General features: G+C 36.4%; 15 protein-coding genes and 2 pseudogenes. 12 read left to right on the plus strand and 5 right to left on the minus strand.

Annotated features, from left to right (window positions below; genetic code table 11):
- Positions 1-495 precede the first annotated feature (495 nt).
- The 4 genes from pdhA to lpdA are packed head-to-tail and all read left to right on the plus strand — an operon-like array spanning position 496 to position 5,227.
- Entirely contained in the window at positions 496-1,539 is a 1,044-nt protein-coding gene (pdhA, locus tag Q1A47_RS17180) for a pyruvate dehydrogenase (acetyl-transferring) E1 component subunit alpha (protein WP_226983656.1), read from the plus strand.
- 3 nt (positions 1,540-1,542) lie between these two features.
- Entirely contained in the window at positions 1,543-2,520 is a 978-nt protein-coding gene (locus tag Q1A47_RS17185; RefSeq protein ID WP_166530962.1) for an alpha-ketoacid dehydrogenase subunit beta, read from the plus strand.
- A gap of 22 nt (positions 2,521-2,542) precedes the next feature.
- Positions 2,543-3,817, plus strand: coding sequence for a dihydrolipoamide acetyltransferase family protein (locus Q1A47_RS17190; RefSeq protein ID WP_121605034.1), 1,275 nt, complete (start codon positions 2,543-2,545; stop codon positions 3,815-3,817).
- Positions 3,818-3,820: 3 nt separating this feature from the next.
- A complete protein-coding gene (gene lpdA, locus Q1A47_RS17195; protein WP_026680755.1) occupies positions 3,821-5,227 on the plus strand; it encodes a dihydrolipoyl dehydrogenase in 1,407 nt (468 codons plus the stop codon).
- Between the two features lie 224 nt (positions 5,228-5,451).
- Here the strand turns inward: lpdA and Q1A47_RS17200 are convergent, their stop codons facing one another.
- Together Q1A47_RS17200 and Q1A47_RS17205 are read right to left on the minus strand one after the other, a co-directional pair.
- Complete coding sequence (locus tag Q1A47_RS17200) at positions 5,452-5,835, minus strand: hypothetical protein (protein ID WP_026680756.1); 384 nt, start codon at positions 5,833-5,835, stop codon at positions 5,452-5,454.
- A 372-nt stretch (positions 5,836-6,207) separates the two neighbouring features.
- Positions 6,208-7,737 (minus strand): BCCT family transporter, encoded by a 1,530-nt coding sequence (locus Q1A47_RS17205; RefSeq protein ID WP_026680757.1) that lies wholly within the window; start codon positions 7,735-7,737, stop codon positions 6,208-6,210.
- 276 nt (positions 7,738-8,013) lie between these two features.
- On the opposite strand from Q1A47_RS17205, the gene Q1A47_RS17210 reads away from it, so the two are divergent.
- Both Q1A47_RS17210 and Q1A47_RS17215 read left to right on the plus strand, forming a co-directional pair.
- The gene (locus Q1A47_RS17210) at positions 8,014-8,871 is read left to right on the plus strand and encodes a polysaccharide deacetylase family protein (RefSeq protein ID WP_026680758.1); all 858 of its coding nucleotides are present in this window, start codon (positions 8,014-8,016) and stop codon (positions 8,869-8,871) included.
- Between the two features lie 150 nt (positions 8,872-9,021).
- Complete coding sequence (locus tag Q1A47_RS17215; RefSeq protein ID WP_080668661.1) at positions 9,022-9,129, plus strand: GapA-binding peptide SR1P; 108 nt, start codon at positions 9,022-9,024, stop codon at positions 9,127-9,129.
- A 171-nt stretch (positions 9,130-9,300) separates the two neighbouring features.
- Here Q1A47_RS17215 and Q1A47_RS17220 read toward each other — a convergent pair whose 3' ends face one another.
- Positions 9,301-10,767 (minus strand): aminotransferase class I/II-fold pyridoxal phosphate-dependent enzyme, encoded by a 1,467-nt coding sequence (locus Q1A47_RS17220; RefSeq protein ID WP_246484910.1) that lies wholly within the window; start codon positions 10,765-10,767, stop codon positions 9,301-9,303.
- A 347-nt stretch (positions 10,768-11,114) separates the two neighbouring features.
- On the opposite strand from Q1A47_RS17220, the gene Q1A47_RS17225 reads away from it, so the two are divergent.
- From Q1A47_RS17225 to Q1A47_RS17235, 3 genes and pseudogenes are all read left to right on the plus strand, one after another.
- The gene (locus Q1A47_RS17225; protein WP_026680760.1) at positions 11,115-11,384 is read left to right on the plus strand and encodes a UPF0223 family protein; all 270 of its coding nucleotides are present in this window, start codon (positions 11,115-11,117) and stop codon (positions 11,382-11,384) included.
- 130 nt (positions 11,385-11,514) lie between these two features.
- A pseudogene (locus tag Q1A47_RS17230) lies at positions 11,515-11,700 on the plus strand (transposase); the annotation flags it as partial.
- Positions 11,701-11,717: 17 nt separating this feature from the next.
- Positions 11,718-11,888, plus strand: a pseudogene (locus tag Q1A47_RS17235) (zinc ribbon domain-containing protein); the annotation flags it as partial.
- A gap of 130 nt (positions 11,889-12,018) precedes the next feature.
- Here the strand turns inward: Q1A47_RS17235 and Q1A47_RS17240 are convergent.
- On the minus strand, positions 12,019-12,636 hold the full coding sequence (locus Q1A47_RS17240; RefSeq protein ID WP_166530961.1) for a YktB family protein: 618 nt from the start codon (positions 12,634-12,636) through the stop codon (positions 12,019-12,021).
- A 232-nt stretch (positions 12,637-12,868) separates the two neighbouring features.
- On the opposite strand from Q1A47_RS17240, the gene Q1A47_RS17245 reads away from it, so the two are divergent.
- Both Q1A47_RS17245 and Q1A47_RS17250 read left to right on the plus strand, forming a co-directional pair.
- A complete protein-coding gene (locus Q1A47_RS17245; protein ID WP_026680762.1) occupies positions 12,869-13,060 on the plus strand; it encodes a hypothetical protein in 192 nt (63 codons plus the stop codon).
- Positions 13,061-13,420: 360 nt separating this feature from the next.
- On the plus strand, positions 13,421-14,230 hold the full coding sequence (locus tag Q1A47_RS17250; RefSeq protein ID WP_166530960.1) for an inositol monophosphatase family protein: 810 nt from the start codon (positions 13,421-13,423) through the stop codon (positions 14,228-14,230).
- 10 nt (positions 14,231-14,240) lie between these two features.
- On the opposite strand, the gene Q1A47_RS17255 is transcribed toward Q1A47_RS17250, so the two are convergent.
- Entirely contained in the window at positions 14,241-14,411 is a 171-nt protein-coding gene (locus Q1A47_RS17255) for a DUF5325 family protein (RefSeq protein ID WP_161629269.1), read from the minus strand.
- Positions 14,412-14,577: 166 nt separating this feature from the next.
- Here Q1A47_RS17255 and Q1A47_RS17260 point away from each other — a divergent pair, with 166 nt between their 5' ends.
- On the plus strand, positions 14,578-14,889 hold the full coding sequence (locus Q1A47_RS17260; protein ID WP_026680764.1) for a YlaH-like family protein: 312 nt from the start codon (positions 14,578-14,580) through the stop codon (positions 14,887-14,889).
- Positions 14,890-14,998: the final 109 nt, after the last annotated feature.

A 14,998-nucleotide genomic window follows, 5' to 3' on the forward strand; every position in this document is an offset into this window, starting at 1 on the left:
ATTCCATAATAGCTACTAGAGGAAGCGTAAATCTGAGCATGTAGTGATAAGGACTGAGCGAATTTTGCTCCGTTTTTTTAATTTTTATATAGAAACATTGGTTATAAATATTTTAATGGTAATGATTATAATACAGTTTTTAATATGTAATATAACAGAGGGGAGGTAAATGCCATATAAATCACTAGCCATTATTAGGCTGTTTTAAAAATAAATTAATAAAAACAAAGTGTTTGACCAACTGAAATAATTAAGCTAGAATTTACATGAAAAGAAATTGTACTAATGATTTTTGCTTTATTTATGTAACAGATAAATGTGAAAGTAGCTTTGATTAATCTAAAACGGAAAAGGGTACATAGTTAATAGCAAAAAGTACAGATTTTTTTCGTATTTTGGGTACGCTAGAAATGACAATACCAATAAGGATATAAAGAAAGGAAGAGGTGAACTATTTTGAAACACGTATTAGAAAGTGTTGAAAGTCAGTTCGAAATGTTCCAAATTCTTAACGAAGATGGAAAGATTGTCAATAAAGATGATATGCCCGAACTATCTGATGACGAATTAAAGGAACTAATGCGTAGAATGGTATACACTCGTGTGTTAGATCAGCGTTCTATTGCTTTAAATCGTCAAGGGCGTTTAGGATTCTATGCACCAACTGCTGGTCAAGAAGCTTCTCAATTAGGAAGTCAATTTGCATTGGAAAAGGATGATTTTCTTTTACCAGGATATCGCGATGTTCCACAATTAATCTGGCAAGGATTACCTTTATACCAAGCTTTCCTATTCTCAAGAGGTCATTTTCATGGTAATCAAATGCCTGAAGGTGTAAATGCAGTTAGTCCACAGATTATTATTGGAGCACAATATGTACAAACTGCTGGTGTAGCTCTAGGTATTAAAAAACGTGGTAAGAAAGCAGTTGCTGTAACTTACACTGGTGATGGCGGTACATCACAAGGGGACTTTTATGAAGGAATAAACTTTGCTGGTGCATATAAAGCGCCTGCTATTTTCTTTGTACAAAATAACTACTTCGCGATTTCAGTACCTGTTGAAAAGCAAACAAATGCTAAAACGTTGGCACAAAAAGCTGTAGCTGCTGGTATTGAAGGAATCCAAGTAGATGGAATGGATGTACTTGCTGTTTATGCTGTAACTAAACACGCTCGTGAACGTGCTATTAATGGTGAGGGCCCAATGCTTATTGAGACATTAACATATCGTTATGGTCCACATACGATGGCTGGAGATGACCCTACACGTTATCGTACAGATGATTTAGATAACGAATGGGAGAAAAAAGATCCACTTGTTCGCTTCCGCAAATTCTTAGAAGGTAAAAATCTATGGTCTGAAGAAGACGAAAGCAAAGTAATTGAAGAAGCAAAAGAAGAGATCAAAAAAGCTATCAAGCAAGCTGATGAGTATCCAAAACAAAAAGTAACGGATTTTATTAGCAATATGTATGAGGAACTTCCATATAACCTTCAAGAACAAATGGAAGAATACAAAGAAAAGGAGTCGAAGTAAATCATGGCACAAATGACAATGATTCAAGCAATCACGGATGCATTACGCACAGAATTAAAAAATGATGAAAATGTGCTTGTGTTCGGAGAAGATGTTGGTCAAAATGGTGGCGTATTCCGTGCTACTGAAGGACTGCAAGCTGAATTTGGCGAAGATCGTGTGTTTGATACACCGTTAGCTGAATCTGGCATTGGTGGTCTTTCAATTGGACTCGGTTTACAAGACTATCGACCAGTACCAGAAATTCAATTCTTCGGCTTCGTATATGAAGTAATGGACTCTATTAGTGGACAAATGGCACGTATGCGCTATCGTTCTGGTGGATCACATAGTTCACCAATTACAATTCGCTCACCTTTTGGTGGTGGAGTACACACTCCAGAGCTACATGCTGATTCTTTAGAAGGATTAATTGCACAACAACCAGGAATCAAAGTAGTAGTTCCTTCAACTCCATATGATGCAAAAGGTTTGCTGATTTCAGCTATTCGTGATAATGATCCAGTGCTATTCCTAGAACATATGAAGCTATACCGCTCATTCCGCGGAGAAGTACCTGAGGAAGAATATACAATCGACTTAGGAAAGGCTGAAGTTAAGCGTGAGGGAACAGATGTTACGCTTATTTCCTACGGTGCCATGGTACACGCTTCATTGAAGGCAGCAGAGGAATTAGAAAAAGATGGTGTACAGGCTGAAGTTATCGACTTACGTACGATCTCACCTCTAGATATTGATACCATTATCGAATCTGTTAAGAAAACAAATCGTGTCGTTGTTGTCCAAGAAGCACAGCGTCAAGCAGGTATTGCTGCAAATGTTGTAGCTGAGATTCAAGAGCGTGCAATTTTACATTTAGAAGCACCAGTATTACGTGTTGCAGCTCCAGATACAGTATATTCTTTCTCAGCAGCAGAAGAAGTATGGTTACCAAACCATAAAGACATCGTAGAAAAAGTAAACACTGTAATGAATTTTTAATAAGAGATAGGAGGTAATACGAATGGCATTTGAATTTAAACTTCCAGATATTGGTGAAGGAATTCATGAAGGCGAAATTGTCAAATGGTTCGTAAATGAGGGCGATGACATCAAAGAAGATGATGTATTGTGTGAAGTCCAAAATGATAAAGCTGTCGTAGAAATCCCTTCTCCAGTTGAGGGTACAGTAAAAAAACTCCATGTGGATGAAGGAACGGTAGCTGTTGTAGGAGATGTACTAATAACGTTTGACGCAGAAGGTTATGAATCAGAAGATTCAGCTTCTGAAGATAATAAAGAAGAAGCTCCTAAAGAAGAAGAAAAACAAGAAACAGCAGCTGATAAAAAGCAAGATACTACAAATGATGGTAGCGACAAACGAGTGATCGCAATGCCTTCCGTTAGAAAATATGCGCGTGATAACGATGTGAATATCTCAGAGGTTACTGGTTCTGGGAAAAATGGCCGTATTTTAAAAGAGGATATTGATAGCTTCCTAAGCGGTGATCAGCCTGCTAAAACTTCTGAAGAAGCTAAAGAAACGAAAAAAGAAGCTTCTGCACCTACGGCTACAACTGCTGTGACTGAAGGTAACTATCCTGAAACACGTGAAGCGATGAGTGGAATTCGAAAAGCTATTGCTAAAGCAATGGTTAATTCGAAAACGAAAGCTCCGCATGTTACGTTAATGGACGAAGTTGACGTTACAGAATTAGTAGCACATCGCAAGAAATTTAAAGCTGTAGCTGCGGAGCAAGATATTAAACTAACTTACTTGCCATATGTAGCGAAGGCACTTGTATCTGCTTCTAAGAAATTCCCGATTTTAAATGCTGCGGTGGATGATGAGACAAATGAAATTGTTCAGAAGCATTATTATAATATTGGAATTGCAGCTGATACAGAAAAAGGACTACTTGTTCCGGTTGTAAAAAATGCTGATCGTAAATCTATTTTTGCTATTTCTAAAGAAATTAATGAATTGGCAGAAAAGGCTAGAAGTGGTAAACTATCACCTGAAGAGATGAAGGGTGCTTCAAATACAATTACAAATATTGGTTCTGCAGGCGGACAATGGTTTACGCCGGTATTAAATTATCCGGAGGCAATAATTCTAGGAATCGGCAGAATTGCTGATAAACCAATTGTTCGAGATGGAGAGATAGTAATTGCACCGGTACTCGCATTATCATTAAGCTTTGATCATCGCATTGTTGATGGTGCAACTGCACAGTTAGCGCTAAATCAAATTAAGCGATTATTAAGCGATCCACAATTAATTATGATGGAGGCGTAGGTTATGGTTGTAGGAGATTTCCCAATTGAAGTAGATACGTTAGTTGTTGGAGCTGGACCAGGTGGCTATGTTGCTGCCATTCGAGCTGCACAATTAGGTCAAAAAGTTACAATTGTTGAAAAAGGTAACCTCGGGGGAGTTTGCTTAAATGTTGGGTGTATCCCATCAAAAGCATTAATTCAAGCAGGACATTTAACAGAACATGCTTATGGAAATGAACAGTTAGGTATTAAAACAGAGAACGTAACTGTAGATTTTACTAAAGTCCAAGAATGGAAGGGTACTGTTGTTAATAAATTAACATCAGGAGTAGAAGGTCTGTTAAAAGGTAACAAAGTAGATATTATCAAAGGTGAAGTTTACTTTGTGGATAAAAATACAGCAAAAGTTATGGATGAGAAAAACTCTCAAACATATACCTTTAATAACTGTATTATTGCAACAGGCTCTACACCAATTGAAATTCCAACATTTAAATTCTCTGAACGTGTATTGGATTCTACGGGTGCCTTAAACCTTAAAGAAATTCCAGAGAAAATGGTCGTTATCGGTGGAGGATATATTGGAACTGAACTTGGTACAGCGTATGCTAATTTTGGTACTGAAATAACAGTACTTGAAGGTACAAAGGATATTCTCGGTGGCTTCGAAAAACAAATGAAGCAAGTTGTGAAAAAACGTCTGAAGAAAAAAGGTGTAAATATCATCACAGAAGCTATGGCTAAAGGTGTTGAAGAAACCAAAGATGGCGTAAAAGTATCCTATGAAGTTAATGGTAAAGAGGAAACCATTGAAGCAGATTATGTATTAGTAACAGTTGGTCGTCGTCCTAATACCCAAGAGCTTGGTCTAGAACAAGTAGGTATTGAAATGAATGATCGTGGTCTAATAAAAATTGATAAACAATGTCGCACAAACATAGATAATATCTATGCTATCGGTGACATTGTAGAAGGTATGCCACTTGCTCATAAAGCATCTTATGAAGGTAAGGTTGCTGCGGAAGCAATTAGTGGAGAAAAATCAGAGATTGATTATATAGGTATGCCTGCAGTTGTATTCTCTGATCCAGAATTAGCATCAGTTGGTTATACTGAACAAGAAGCAAAAGATGCTGGTTACGATGTAAAAGCTGCTAAATTCCCATTTGCTGCTAATGGTCGTGCGCTATCATTAAATGATAGTGATGGATTTATGAAATTAATCACTCGTAAAGAAGACGGCCTTGTAATTGGGGCACAAATCGCTGGACCAAATGCTAGTGATATGATTGCTGAAATTGGTATTGCGATTGAAGCTGGAATGACAGCAGAGGATATCGCACTAACTATTCATGCTCATCCTAGTTTAGGTGAGATTACGATGGAAGCTGCAGAGGTAGCTTTAGGTACACCAATTCATATGCTGTAATATAAATTAGAGGCTATCTCACAACAGCTGAGGTAGCCTTTTTTATTCGCATAAAGAGTTCCTTAGCTGGCAGTCTAGTCGTTATTATTATCTAAGCCAGGTACAGGTAAAACCACTGCTATTTTTGCTATAAGACATAGTAGAAAACTCCCGCAGAAGATAAACTATTTCTGGGGGAGTTTTTTTCTATTTCAAACAACTTATAGGAGCATTCAGTCCATCTATTAGTTGATGATTTGCTCTAATTTATCCATGAGATCATTTTTTGCTATATCTCCAGATAAATGTTCGATTGTCTTCCCGTTTTTCATGATAACTAAGGAAGGTGATTCAGGTTTTAATCCCATTTCTAAATCGTCCATCGTTTTTTCCTCTTTTTGTACATCTTTAAAAGCGGATGGATATTTAGCTTTTATCTCAATAATTGCATCAAAATATATATTCTCTAAATCACTATTCGAGTTATTTGTAAAAAACATAACATTGTAACCATTCGGTTGAAATGAAATAACGTCTATTGTAGTTGCATTTGTCGCTTGGCATCCTGATGAAAAAATCAGTAGGAATAAAGCAAGTACAGGGATGAATAAGCTTCTAATTTTCCTCACCTACCTGTTTAATAATCATATATACATCAGTTTACCAAATAGAATGCTTAACATAGCGTTTGTTATTGAACTGTTAATGGATTGAAACGCATCTGTTGGATTAGTAATAAAGCTATAAATAAAACGAAATGCAGATGTAATAGGGATTCGAGTCTTGCAAAATGTACACAAGCACCAGAAAACTGTTACTCGTCATGTGTGAGAAGGAAGAGCAGGTTCGTTTGAACCGCCTTTCTAATGATGGTAAGTGGATTTTCCGTATGAGAAAAGAAAAAGTAAAACGTAGCTTCAAAGAAAAAAACTGTTGTTATTGCTGTTTGCGCAAAAAAAGCTTGTAGAAAACACACAAGGCTTTTTCTACAAGCTGAGGTTCTAACCCCTTCTTTTGCTTCCTAAATCAATTTCCTTTGCTTCCTGTCTAAATGACTTAACTAACGAGATAACAACAAGTAGCATTATGATGGCAAATGGAAAGGCAGCTATTATGGATGCCGTTTGTAAAGCATTTAATCCACCTTGCCAAAGTAGTACTGCTGCAGCACTCGATTGTATAATACCCCAAATGAATTTTACTGAATTAGCTGGGTCTAGGCTACCGCCTGTTGTTTGCATTCCTAATACAAAAGTTGCTGAATCTGCTGATGTAATGAAGAATGTACAGATTAATAAAATTGCAATGATGGATATAACGATACCAATAGGAAATTGTTCTAGTACAGCAAACAAGGCTAATTGTTCACCGCCACTTTCAATGTATTGCATGATATTAGCACCTGCATTCGCTTCTAAGTGTATGGCTGATCCACCAAACACTGAAAACCAAAGTGCTCCGAATATAGTTGGTACGAGCAGGACGCCTAAAACAAATTCACGTATCGTTCTACCGCGGGAAACCCTAGCGATAAATGTTCCTACAAATGGGGCCCAAGCAATCCACCATGCCCAATAAAAAATGGTCCAGCCATTAATCCATTCTGCATTTTCTTCGTTGAATGGAGTCATTCTTAAGCTCATGCTAGGAAGGTTCTGTAAATAACTTCCTAGAGTTGTCGTGAAAAAGTTCATGATAAAATTCGTTGGCCCTAAGAATAATACGAAAAGCATTAATAATAATGCGAGCATTAGATTTGCATTACTTAAATATTTAATTCCTCTGTTTAAACCTGTCATAGCTGAAGTCATGTATAATACTGTAACAATAGCAATAATAATTAACTGCAAGGTTATTGTTGATTCAATACCCGTTACAAAGGAAAGACCACCACTAATTTGAATGGCGCCAAGTCCAAGGGAGGTTGAAACACCAAAAATAGTTGCGAATACAACAATGAAATCTACGGCGGTACCCCATCCACCCTTAATGCGATCACCAAATAGCGGCTCTAGTATGGCACTAACCACACCTGGAGCCTGTTTTCGGAATTTGAAATAAGCTAGTGCTAATGCAATCGTTGCATAGATTGCCCATGGATGAAATCCCCAGTGGAAAAAGCTATATTGCATTGCTGCTTTAGCTGCATCATTCGTTTCTGCTTCTCCAAATGGAGGGTTATGAAAGTGGGAAATAGGCTCTGCTGCACCCCAGAAAACAAGTCCAATTCCCATACCGGCACTAAAAAGCATAGCAAACCATGTTAAATAACTATATTCTGGCTTATCACCTGGTCGACCTAACTTGATGTTTCCATATTTTGAAAAAATAAGGTAGATCGCAAATCCTAGAAATGCAGTTGCACTTAATAAGTAAAACCATCCAAATTTATCTACCAAAAAGCCTTGAATAATTGACGTTACATTATCCAAATTTCCATTAGGCAATATATCTTTCGGGATAATGCCCCAAATAATAAACAATAATGCGATAATAGCTGAGATATAAAATACGCGTGTTACTTTTTTCACAAAAATTGTCCTTTCTATTTAAAATTTCTTTGATCTTATGTAGTAGGCGCACTTAGTGTATTAAAACATATAGTAAAGGTCTGAGGCAAATCTCACACCTCATGCTTTTACTATTCCCTTGTCAAAGAGGATCATACCATATATTTTCTTACCCAATTCGTAGTGTGTTTAAACTTTCACTTTATAGGAAATGGTATATTACTCATATTGTCAGTGCATTTTATGGAGGCTATAATATAGGTGACAGAATAATAAACTAAACAAGGGGACGATCTGATGAAGACATCATTCATAACACTTATAATCGCGATAGGACTTTTTCTGCTTGCTGGATGTGGTGCAAATGAAGCGATGCAACAACCAGAGCAAGAACAGGATCATTCAACCGATTCTACCGACAAAGAAAGCAGTGGAGAATTAGAGGGCAAAGATTCAAATGCCGAGGTCATAAAAAACAAAGAGGAAGATCAAACCGAGCCTATGTATGAAATAGCGGATGATTCATCAGTTGTACCTTTGGGTGAAGATACGAATGAAAAAGTAGTCTTATTAACCATTGATGATGTACCTGATAAACATGCTTTGGAAATGGCAAACACTTTAAAAAAGTTAGATGTAAATGCTATCTTTTTTGTAAATGGACACTTCTTAGAGACACCAGAGCAAAGAGATATGCTAAAACAAATTCATGAAATGGGATTTGTAATTGGTAATCATACATACAGTCACCCAAATTTAAAAGATTTAACGGATGAAGAGCAAACGAAAGAAATAGTGAGAGTTAGTGATCAAATTGAAGAAATAATTGGCGAAAAACCATTATTTTTTCGAGCACCGCATGGGTCTAACACGGAGCATTCAAAACAGGTTGTAAAAGATGAAGGAATGGTCCTAATGAATTGGACATATGGATATGATTATTTTAAGCCTTATATGGATGCAAAGAAATTGACCACGGCAATGATAACAGGTGAGGGGCCTGAAGTAGGGGTTGATTATTCACTGCTCAAACCCGGCGCTAATTTATTGATGCATGACCGTGAATGGACAAACGAGGCATTAGAGAATATTGTGAATGGGTTGAGAGATAAGGGCTATGAAATGGTTGATCCTCATCTAATCAAAACATTATAATACTGTAATCTACAACCGCTGCGAAAAGTAGCGGTTTTTAATTTGGATTAATTATTAAATGTGTCATACTATTTTAAGGTTGATTTTTTTAATGTGACATATTATAATATGAATACGCTATCACAATTCATTAAAAAGGAGTTGGGCCAAATGGGCACAGTTGTTTGCCAAGATTGTCAAAAAGTCATTGAACATTATGATGAAGAGAAAGTTACCACTTTATATGGTACTTGTCCGACTTGCCGTGAAAATAAATAATAAAGTTAATATATACCTATTAAAGATAGCTAGCTCTCATTAGGGCTAGCTATCTTTTTGTGTACAATTATGGGATTTAAAAATATGATTATAGGCTAATTTATGTGGAATGTGGATAGAGAGTATAAAAAATTGTTTGCTATTATGGTTAAACTGGTTATTAGTTTAAAATCATTTAAACGGCTTATATTCCTTAATTACCTGGATCGTTTCAAGTGTTTCATCTAGAAGTCCTTGTACAGGTAGTCCAGCATCAATATTCTTTTGAATATAAGAGATATTTTCATTCGTAATGATCTCTCCAGGTATAAATATAGGAATCCCTGGTGGATAGATCATAATGGATTCTGCGCTGATTCTACCTGCTGCCTCCTGAAATAAGACGGTTTCTGTCTCTGCATAAAATGCATCTCTAGGTGCTAAAGCAAGGATGGGAATATCGGGTACGGTAACTTGTACATCCGTTACAGATTGTTTCTTAACTTTTTCTAGATGATTTAGCCCCTCCATTAATTTACTAATGGAAGAAAGAGAATCGGCAGGGGTAATGATGCATAATACATTATAGAGATCGGAAAGTTCTACTTCTATCGCATGCTTTTCCCTTAAAAATAGTTCAGCTTCATAACCGGTAATTCCTAAATCTTTCACGGAAATGATTAACTTAGTCGGATCATATTGATTTATTGCTTCTGATCCTAATAATTCAGAGCCAGCACAATAAAGATAAGCTAGGCTGTTGATTTGAATTCTGGCATAGTTGGCAAGTTCTATCGTTTTGGTTAGGAGCTCTTTCCCTTTAGTAGCTAATTGTTTTCTTGCAGTATCTAAAGAAGCTAACAGTAAATAGGAAGTAGAAGTCGTTGTTAGCATTGATATAACTGTTTGTACTCGTTCATGTGAAATAAGCGTACCTTGAAGGTTTAAAATCGAACTCTGGGTTAATGATCCTCCTAATTTATGAACACTTGTAGCGGCAAGGTCAGCTCCAGCCTGCATGGCAGATATTGGTAAGTCATCATGGAAATGAATATGTACTCCATGTGCCTCATCAACTAAAACAGGTATACGATATGAATGTACCATCTTTACAATTTCTTCTAAGTCTGCTGCAATACCAAAATAGGTAGGGTTAATAACCAAAACCGCCTTAGCTTCCGGGTGTGCTTCAAGAGCTTGCTCAATAGAAGTTGGCGTAATTCCATGAGAAATACCTAATACTTTATCTAATTCTGGATGAATAAAAACAGGTATAGCACCAGAAAAAATAATGGCAGCTGTTACAGATTTATGGACATTTCTGGGTACAATTATTTTATCACCAGGGCCACAGACGCTCATTACCATTGCCATAATAGCACCGCTTGTTCCTTGCACAGAAAAAAAGGTGTGCTCCGCACCAAATGCTTTGGCAGCTAGTTCTTGAGCATGCTTAATAATTCCTTGTGGATGATGTAGATCATCTAAAGGTGTAATATTAATTAAATCCATCTTAAAGGCATTCTCGCCTAAGAACGTACGAAATGTATCATCAGCAGCCCTTCCTTGTTTATGACCTGGTATATGGAAGGGGATAGGATTTTTGTTAATATGTTCTAATACACCGGTAAATAATGGTGTATGATGCTGTTCATCCAATAGGAACACCTCTCTATGATGTCAGACTAAAATATCGAAAGTATTATAGCAAAAGACAACCATAAATACTAGTCGTTCAACAAGAATAAATGCTAAAATAGAAGAAATAGTTATTGATATAATTCTTTAGAAAAGGTTTTTAGCAATTAAACATTAAAAAACATTAAAAACCCAATCTTTCAAAGAGATTAGCTCATTCGGCTTTTGCTGATTTATCGGTAGGGAATGCTAGTGAGTTAGCAGATTGCTGCAATGAGCGAAGCAGACACAGAGAAGAATATCTTCCAGATAGTTATAGAAAGAGACTTATCAAAACATAAAAGCTTGATGCTGAAAGGGGTCGTGGCATGAGTTATCATTATCCTATTGATGAAACCTGGACGAAGGAGGAAGTAATACAGGTGGTTCAATTCTTTTCACTGGTCGAACAAGCATATGAAAAAAACGTTGACCGTACTGTATTATTGACTGTATATAATGATTTTAAGAAGGTCGTTCCCTCGAAGAGTGAAGAGAAGAAACTATTTCGAGAATTTGAACAGGGATCTGGATATGCATGCTTTCCGGTTATAAGACACGCAAGGGATTCAGATCAACATAAAATATCTATGAAATAAAACTGGCGAAGCGTATTTTAACGTACTTCCGAAAGAAGTCTCCATCTTCAAGCGTGTGAAGGGCGGAGCCCAACGGTAAGGGGGGAGATGAATTTCGGTTGGGCGACAGCCCAAAGGCTTTTTTCCTTTTTTGTTCAAAGCACAACCCAACAGTGAATGATCGAAATTCATCAATGCCTATAAAAGTGCCAGTTCAAGACTTAGCAAGAGGGATTTTCCTCCTGTTCGTAAAAAGTTATGGAAAGAAATGTTTTGGTCAAGAAGTTTTGGTTTGTTGACAACTGGCGGTTCGCCTATTGAAGTAGTAAAAAAATAGATTGAAAATCAAAGGATATTGATAAATGGTTCCCATCTACCAAAACTTGTTCGAGTTGCGGAAATACCCAACCAATGCCTATAGAAATTAGAACATACGCTTGTTCGTGTGGGCTAAATCTCGATAGAGATTATAATTCAGCGCTTCATATCAAAAAAGAAGGCATTCGCTTATTAGCAAGTGCCTAATGAAAATATAAACTCTTGGAACAAGAGGGTTAGCTTGGTCCATTTCGTCAGCTACCAAAAGTGGCGATTACCCAAGAAGCCCCCTCTTCAAGCAACCCGTAAGGGTAAGTGGGGGGAGTAGTTCACTATACTATTTACTATTTACTGCTTTTTTATAGAAAGGTAGTAGAGAATCAATGGTACTTGTTGCTTGATGTAAGAATGCGTCTCCATCATACACACGGTCATCATTTCTATCTAAATGTAGACCAACTAGAAATTCAGCCTTCTTTACGTCGCGGAATCGTTTAACATCTTTTAGCTCTAAGTCTTCTATACTTTTTGCATCTTTTTTCATATGATCTAGTGATACGACAAAGTTTTTAGGAAGTTGTTTTAATTCATCAAAACTATTAATGAATGTCTGGGCAATGGCTGATTTATGATCTAGTTCATAAATCAGTGCTAACCAAATGAATACATGATCATCAAACAAACCTACCTGAAAGTGTGGGTGTTTTTTGTATCCCCGTTTATTCGCAGCAATAGCTAGCCATGTATCTTTTGGCGGATTTACTGTTCTACGCGCATGCTTGGCAATATGTACGAATACTTCATTCCCTACTTGCGTAGCTAAATAATCTGCCAAAAAGCTACCGATTTCTTGAAATTTTGGCTGTATCCGTGTTTGAATTGCCTCCATTCTTGATTCAAGTCCATCAATGAAAAATGTATCAAAATCTTTTTTTTCAAAACCATTAAAAACCATTTTAATCTCCCTTTCTTCTGTCTAGTTATCAAGGTGTATTTCTGCAGATTCTAATTATAATAATTATTATTAAGTATTTATTAAAGCAAGTCAAGTTTTATAAATATAATGTTTAAACAAGTCGTTTTAAGGGGAAATTATAACAATAAGTAGCGGAATTATAAGATTTATTGAACCAAATGGTGATGATATTCATAAATATATTAAAAGCGATCGAAAGGTTGTGTACAAATTGAAGTACGTTATGGAGGCTTTACGTCGTAAAGAAGCCCAAGAAAAATTGCCTGTGATCCGCATGGAAATTGATTATGAACTTGTAACACTTTATGATGCGATGAAGAGTGAAGATACTGTAGGAATTATAAAAAGTAAAGAGCGATTAAAGCAGCTGAGGAGACAGCTAATGGAGATTGATAATGAATAGAGTGCTTTGACCTTCAATAACGGTATTTCATCCGTATTGAGGGTTTTTTCATAGTCTAGATAATGAAATTATTAAATTTGCCCATGTGGATAAATATGGAAATATTGAGCCGCGTCCAGCTCTAGCACCCAGAAACGAGGCGACTTCACGAATCGCCCTAATCTAAGTCATCATCGGCTCGCAAGCTCACCGTGATTCCTTTATGTCTGTTGACTCACTCCAGTCACTACATTTCTAATTTGGCGCTTGCGCTTTTTTCTTACTAACTAGAAATGATTATAGCTAAGGTAGTGAAACCGATGACTCGCATCAAGAGTTCTGATACTATAGTATTATATAGAAAACATTGGAGGAATACATATGGATGAAGTGTATCGTGAAGAAGTATACCATCAAGCGGTAGAATGGGTACTTGAAGCTGGAAGGACAATTAGAAATCATATGAACGATCCATTAACTATTGATACAAAATCCAATGCAAATGATTTAGTCACGACAATGGACAAAGATACAGAAGCTTTCTTTGCTTCCCGGATAAAGAAAAAATATCCAGAACATTTTATATTAAGTGAAGAGGGTTTTGGTGATGAGATAAGAACAATGGCTGGAACGGTTTGGATCATCGATCCAATTGATGGAACAATGAATTTTGTTCATCAAAAGAGAAATTTTGCTATATCAATTGGAATTTATCATGACAACATCGGTGAGATTGGGCTTATTTACAATGTGATGGATGATATATTGTATAGTGCAAAACGAGGAAAAGGGGCTTATAAAGGCGAGACGAGACTTCCTTTATTAAATCAAGACGTCCGTTTTAATGAGGCGATCATCGGATTAAACCATTTTTGGTTGTGTAAGAATCGTCTAGTCGATGAAACTATCATGCAACAGCTCGTTCGGGATATAAGAGGCACGAGAACTTATGGTTCCGCAGCGTTGGAATTTGCATACGTAGCTGAAGGCATTTTAGATGGCTACTTAACGCTTAGTCTTTCACCGTGGGATATTGCGGCAGGAATGGTTATTGTTAATGAAGTAGGTGGAGTAACTTCAACGATTGATGGGGATAAAATAAATATGTTAGATAAGAACTCTGTCTTCACCTGTAACCCACAAATACAACAGAACATTCTTGAAGATTACGTACGTAAAGCGAGGAAGTGACTTTTTAAAGTCACTTCCTTTTTTTCTTTAAGCTTATACCAAATCCCATAAAAGCAAATCCCAATAATATAAACAAAATCACTAACCATATATTACGGTAGGCTATCGATATGCTGACGCCAACAAACATTAAAATAACGAGTAATGCTAATAAGAGCATTGGAAAATTTATATTTTTCATGTCCACACCTCTTTTATCTCAAAATCTAGTATATCGGAAATCGATTATTTGATCAAAGGGTTTTATATAAGTATGTAACCATATATTAGGCTGGCGAACATGCTAAATATTTAGTATGATAATAAAAGGATTTTAAATTGCTATACATAAGTAGTGGGGGATACATATGAACTCGAATTTCAGTCTAGTATTTGATTTTGTTCTCGAGCAAGTTGGAACGGAATATTTGTTTGAAGGATTATATATTTTAAATCTTATCTTTAGTATTATTGCATTTAAGCTGGGGTTTGCTAGAAAGCTTCCGATGATTAAAACGATTGTGGTATATATCATGTTGGCAATTGGTGTATTTGTACTTACGATTTTCAGTAGTGTTATGCAAATGCCAATTACAGAGAGTTTAGTTGTTATTTCACTCGTGTTAGGTATTTATCGATTACGACTACATAAGGAAAGAACCAGAAAACGCAACGAATAAAGAGAATGAGACAACAGAATTAAGAAACAATAAAAAGGGGCTGGGACATAACTAGCCCTTATGAAGTTAAAAAAGATTCCAGTTATCAAAAAATGATAGCTGGAATCTT

Origin of the sequence: uncultured Virgibacillus sp., from assembly GCF_947495635.1 — a bacterium.
GTDB classification, from domain to species: Bacteria; Bacillota; Bacilli; order Bacillales; family Amphibacillaceae; genus Virgibacillus; species Virgibacillus salarius.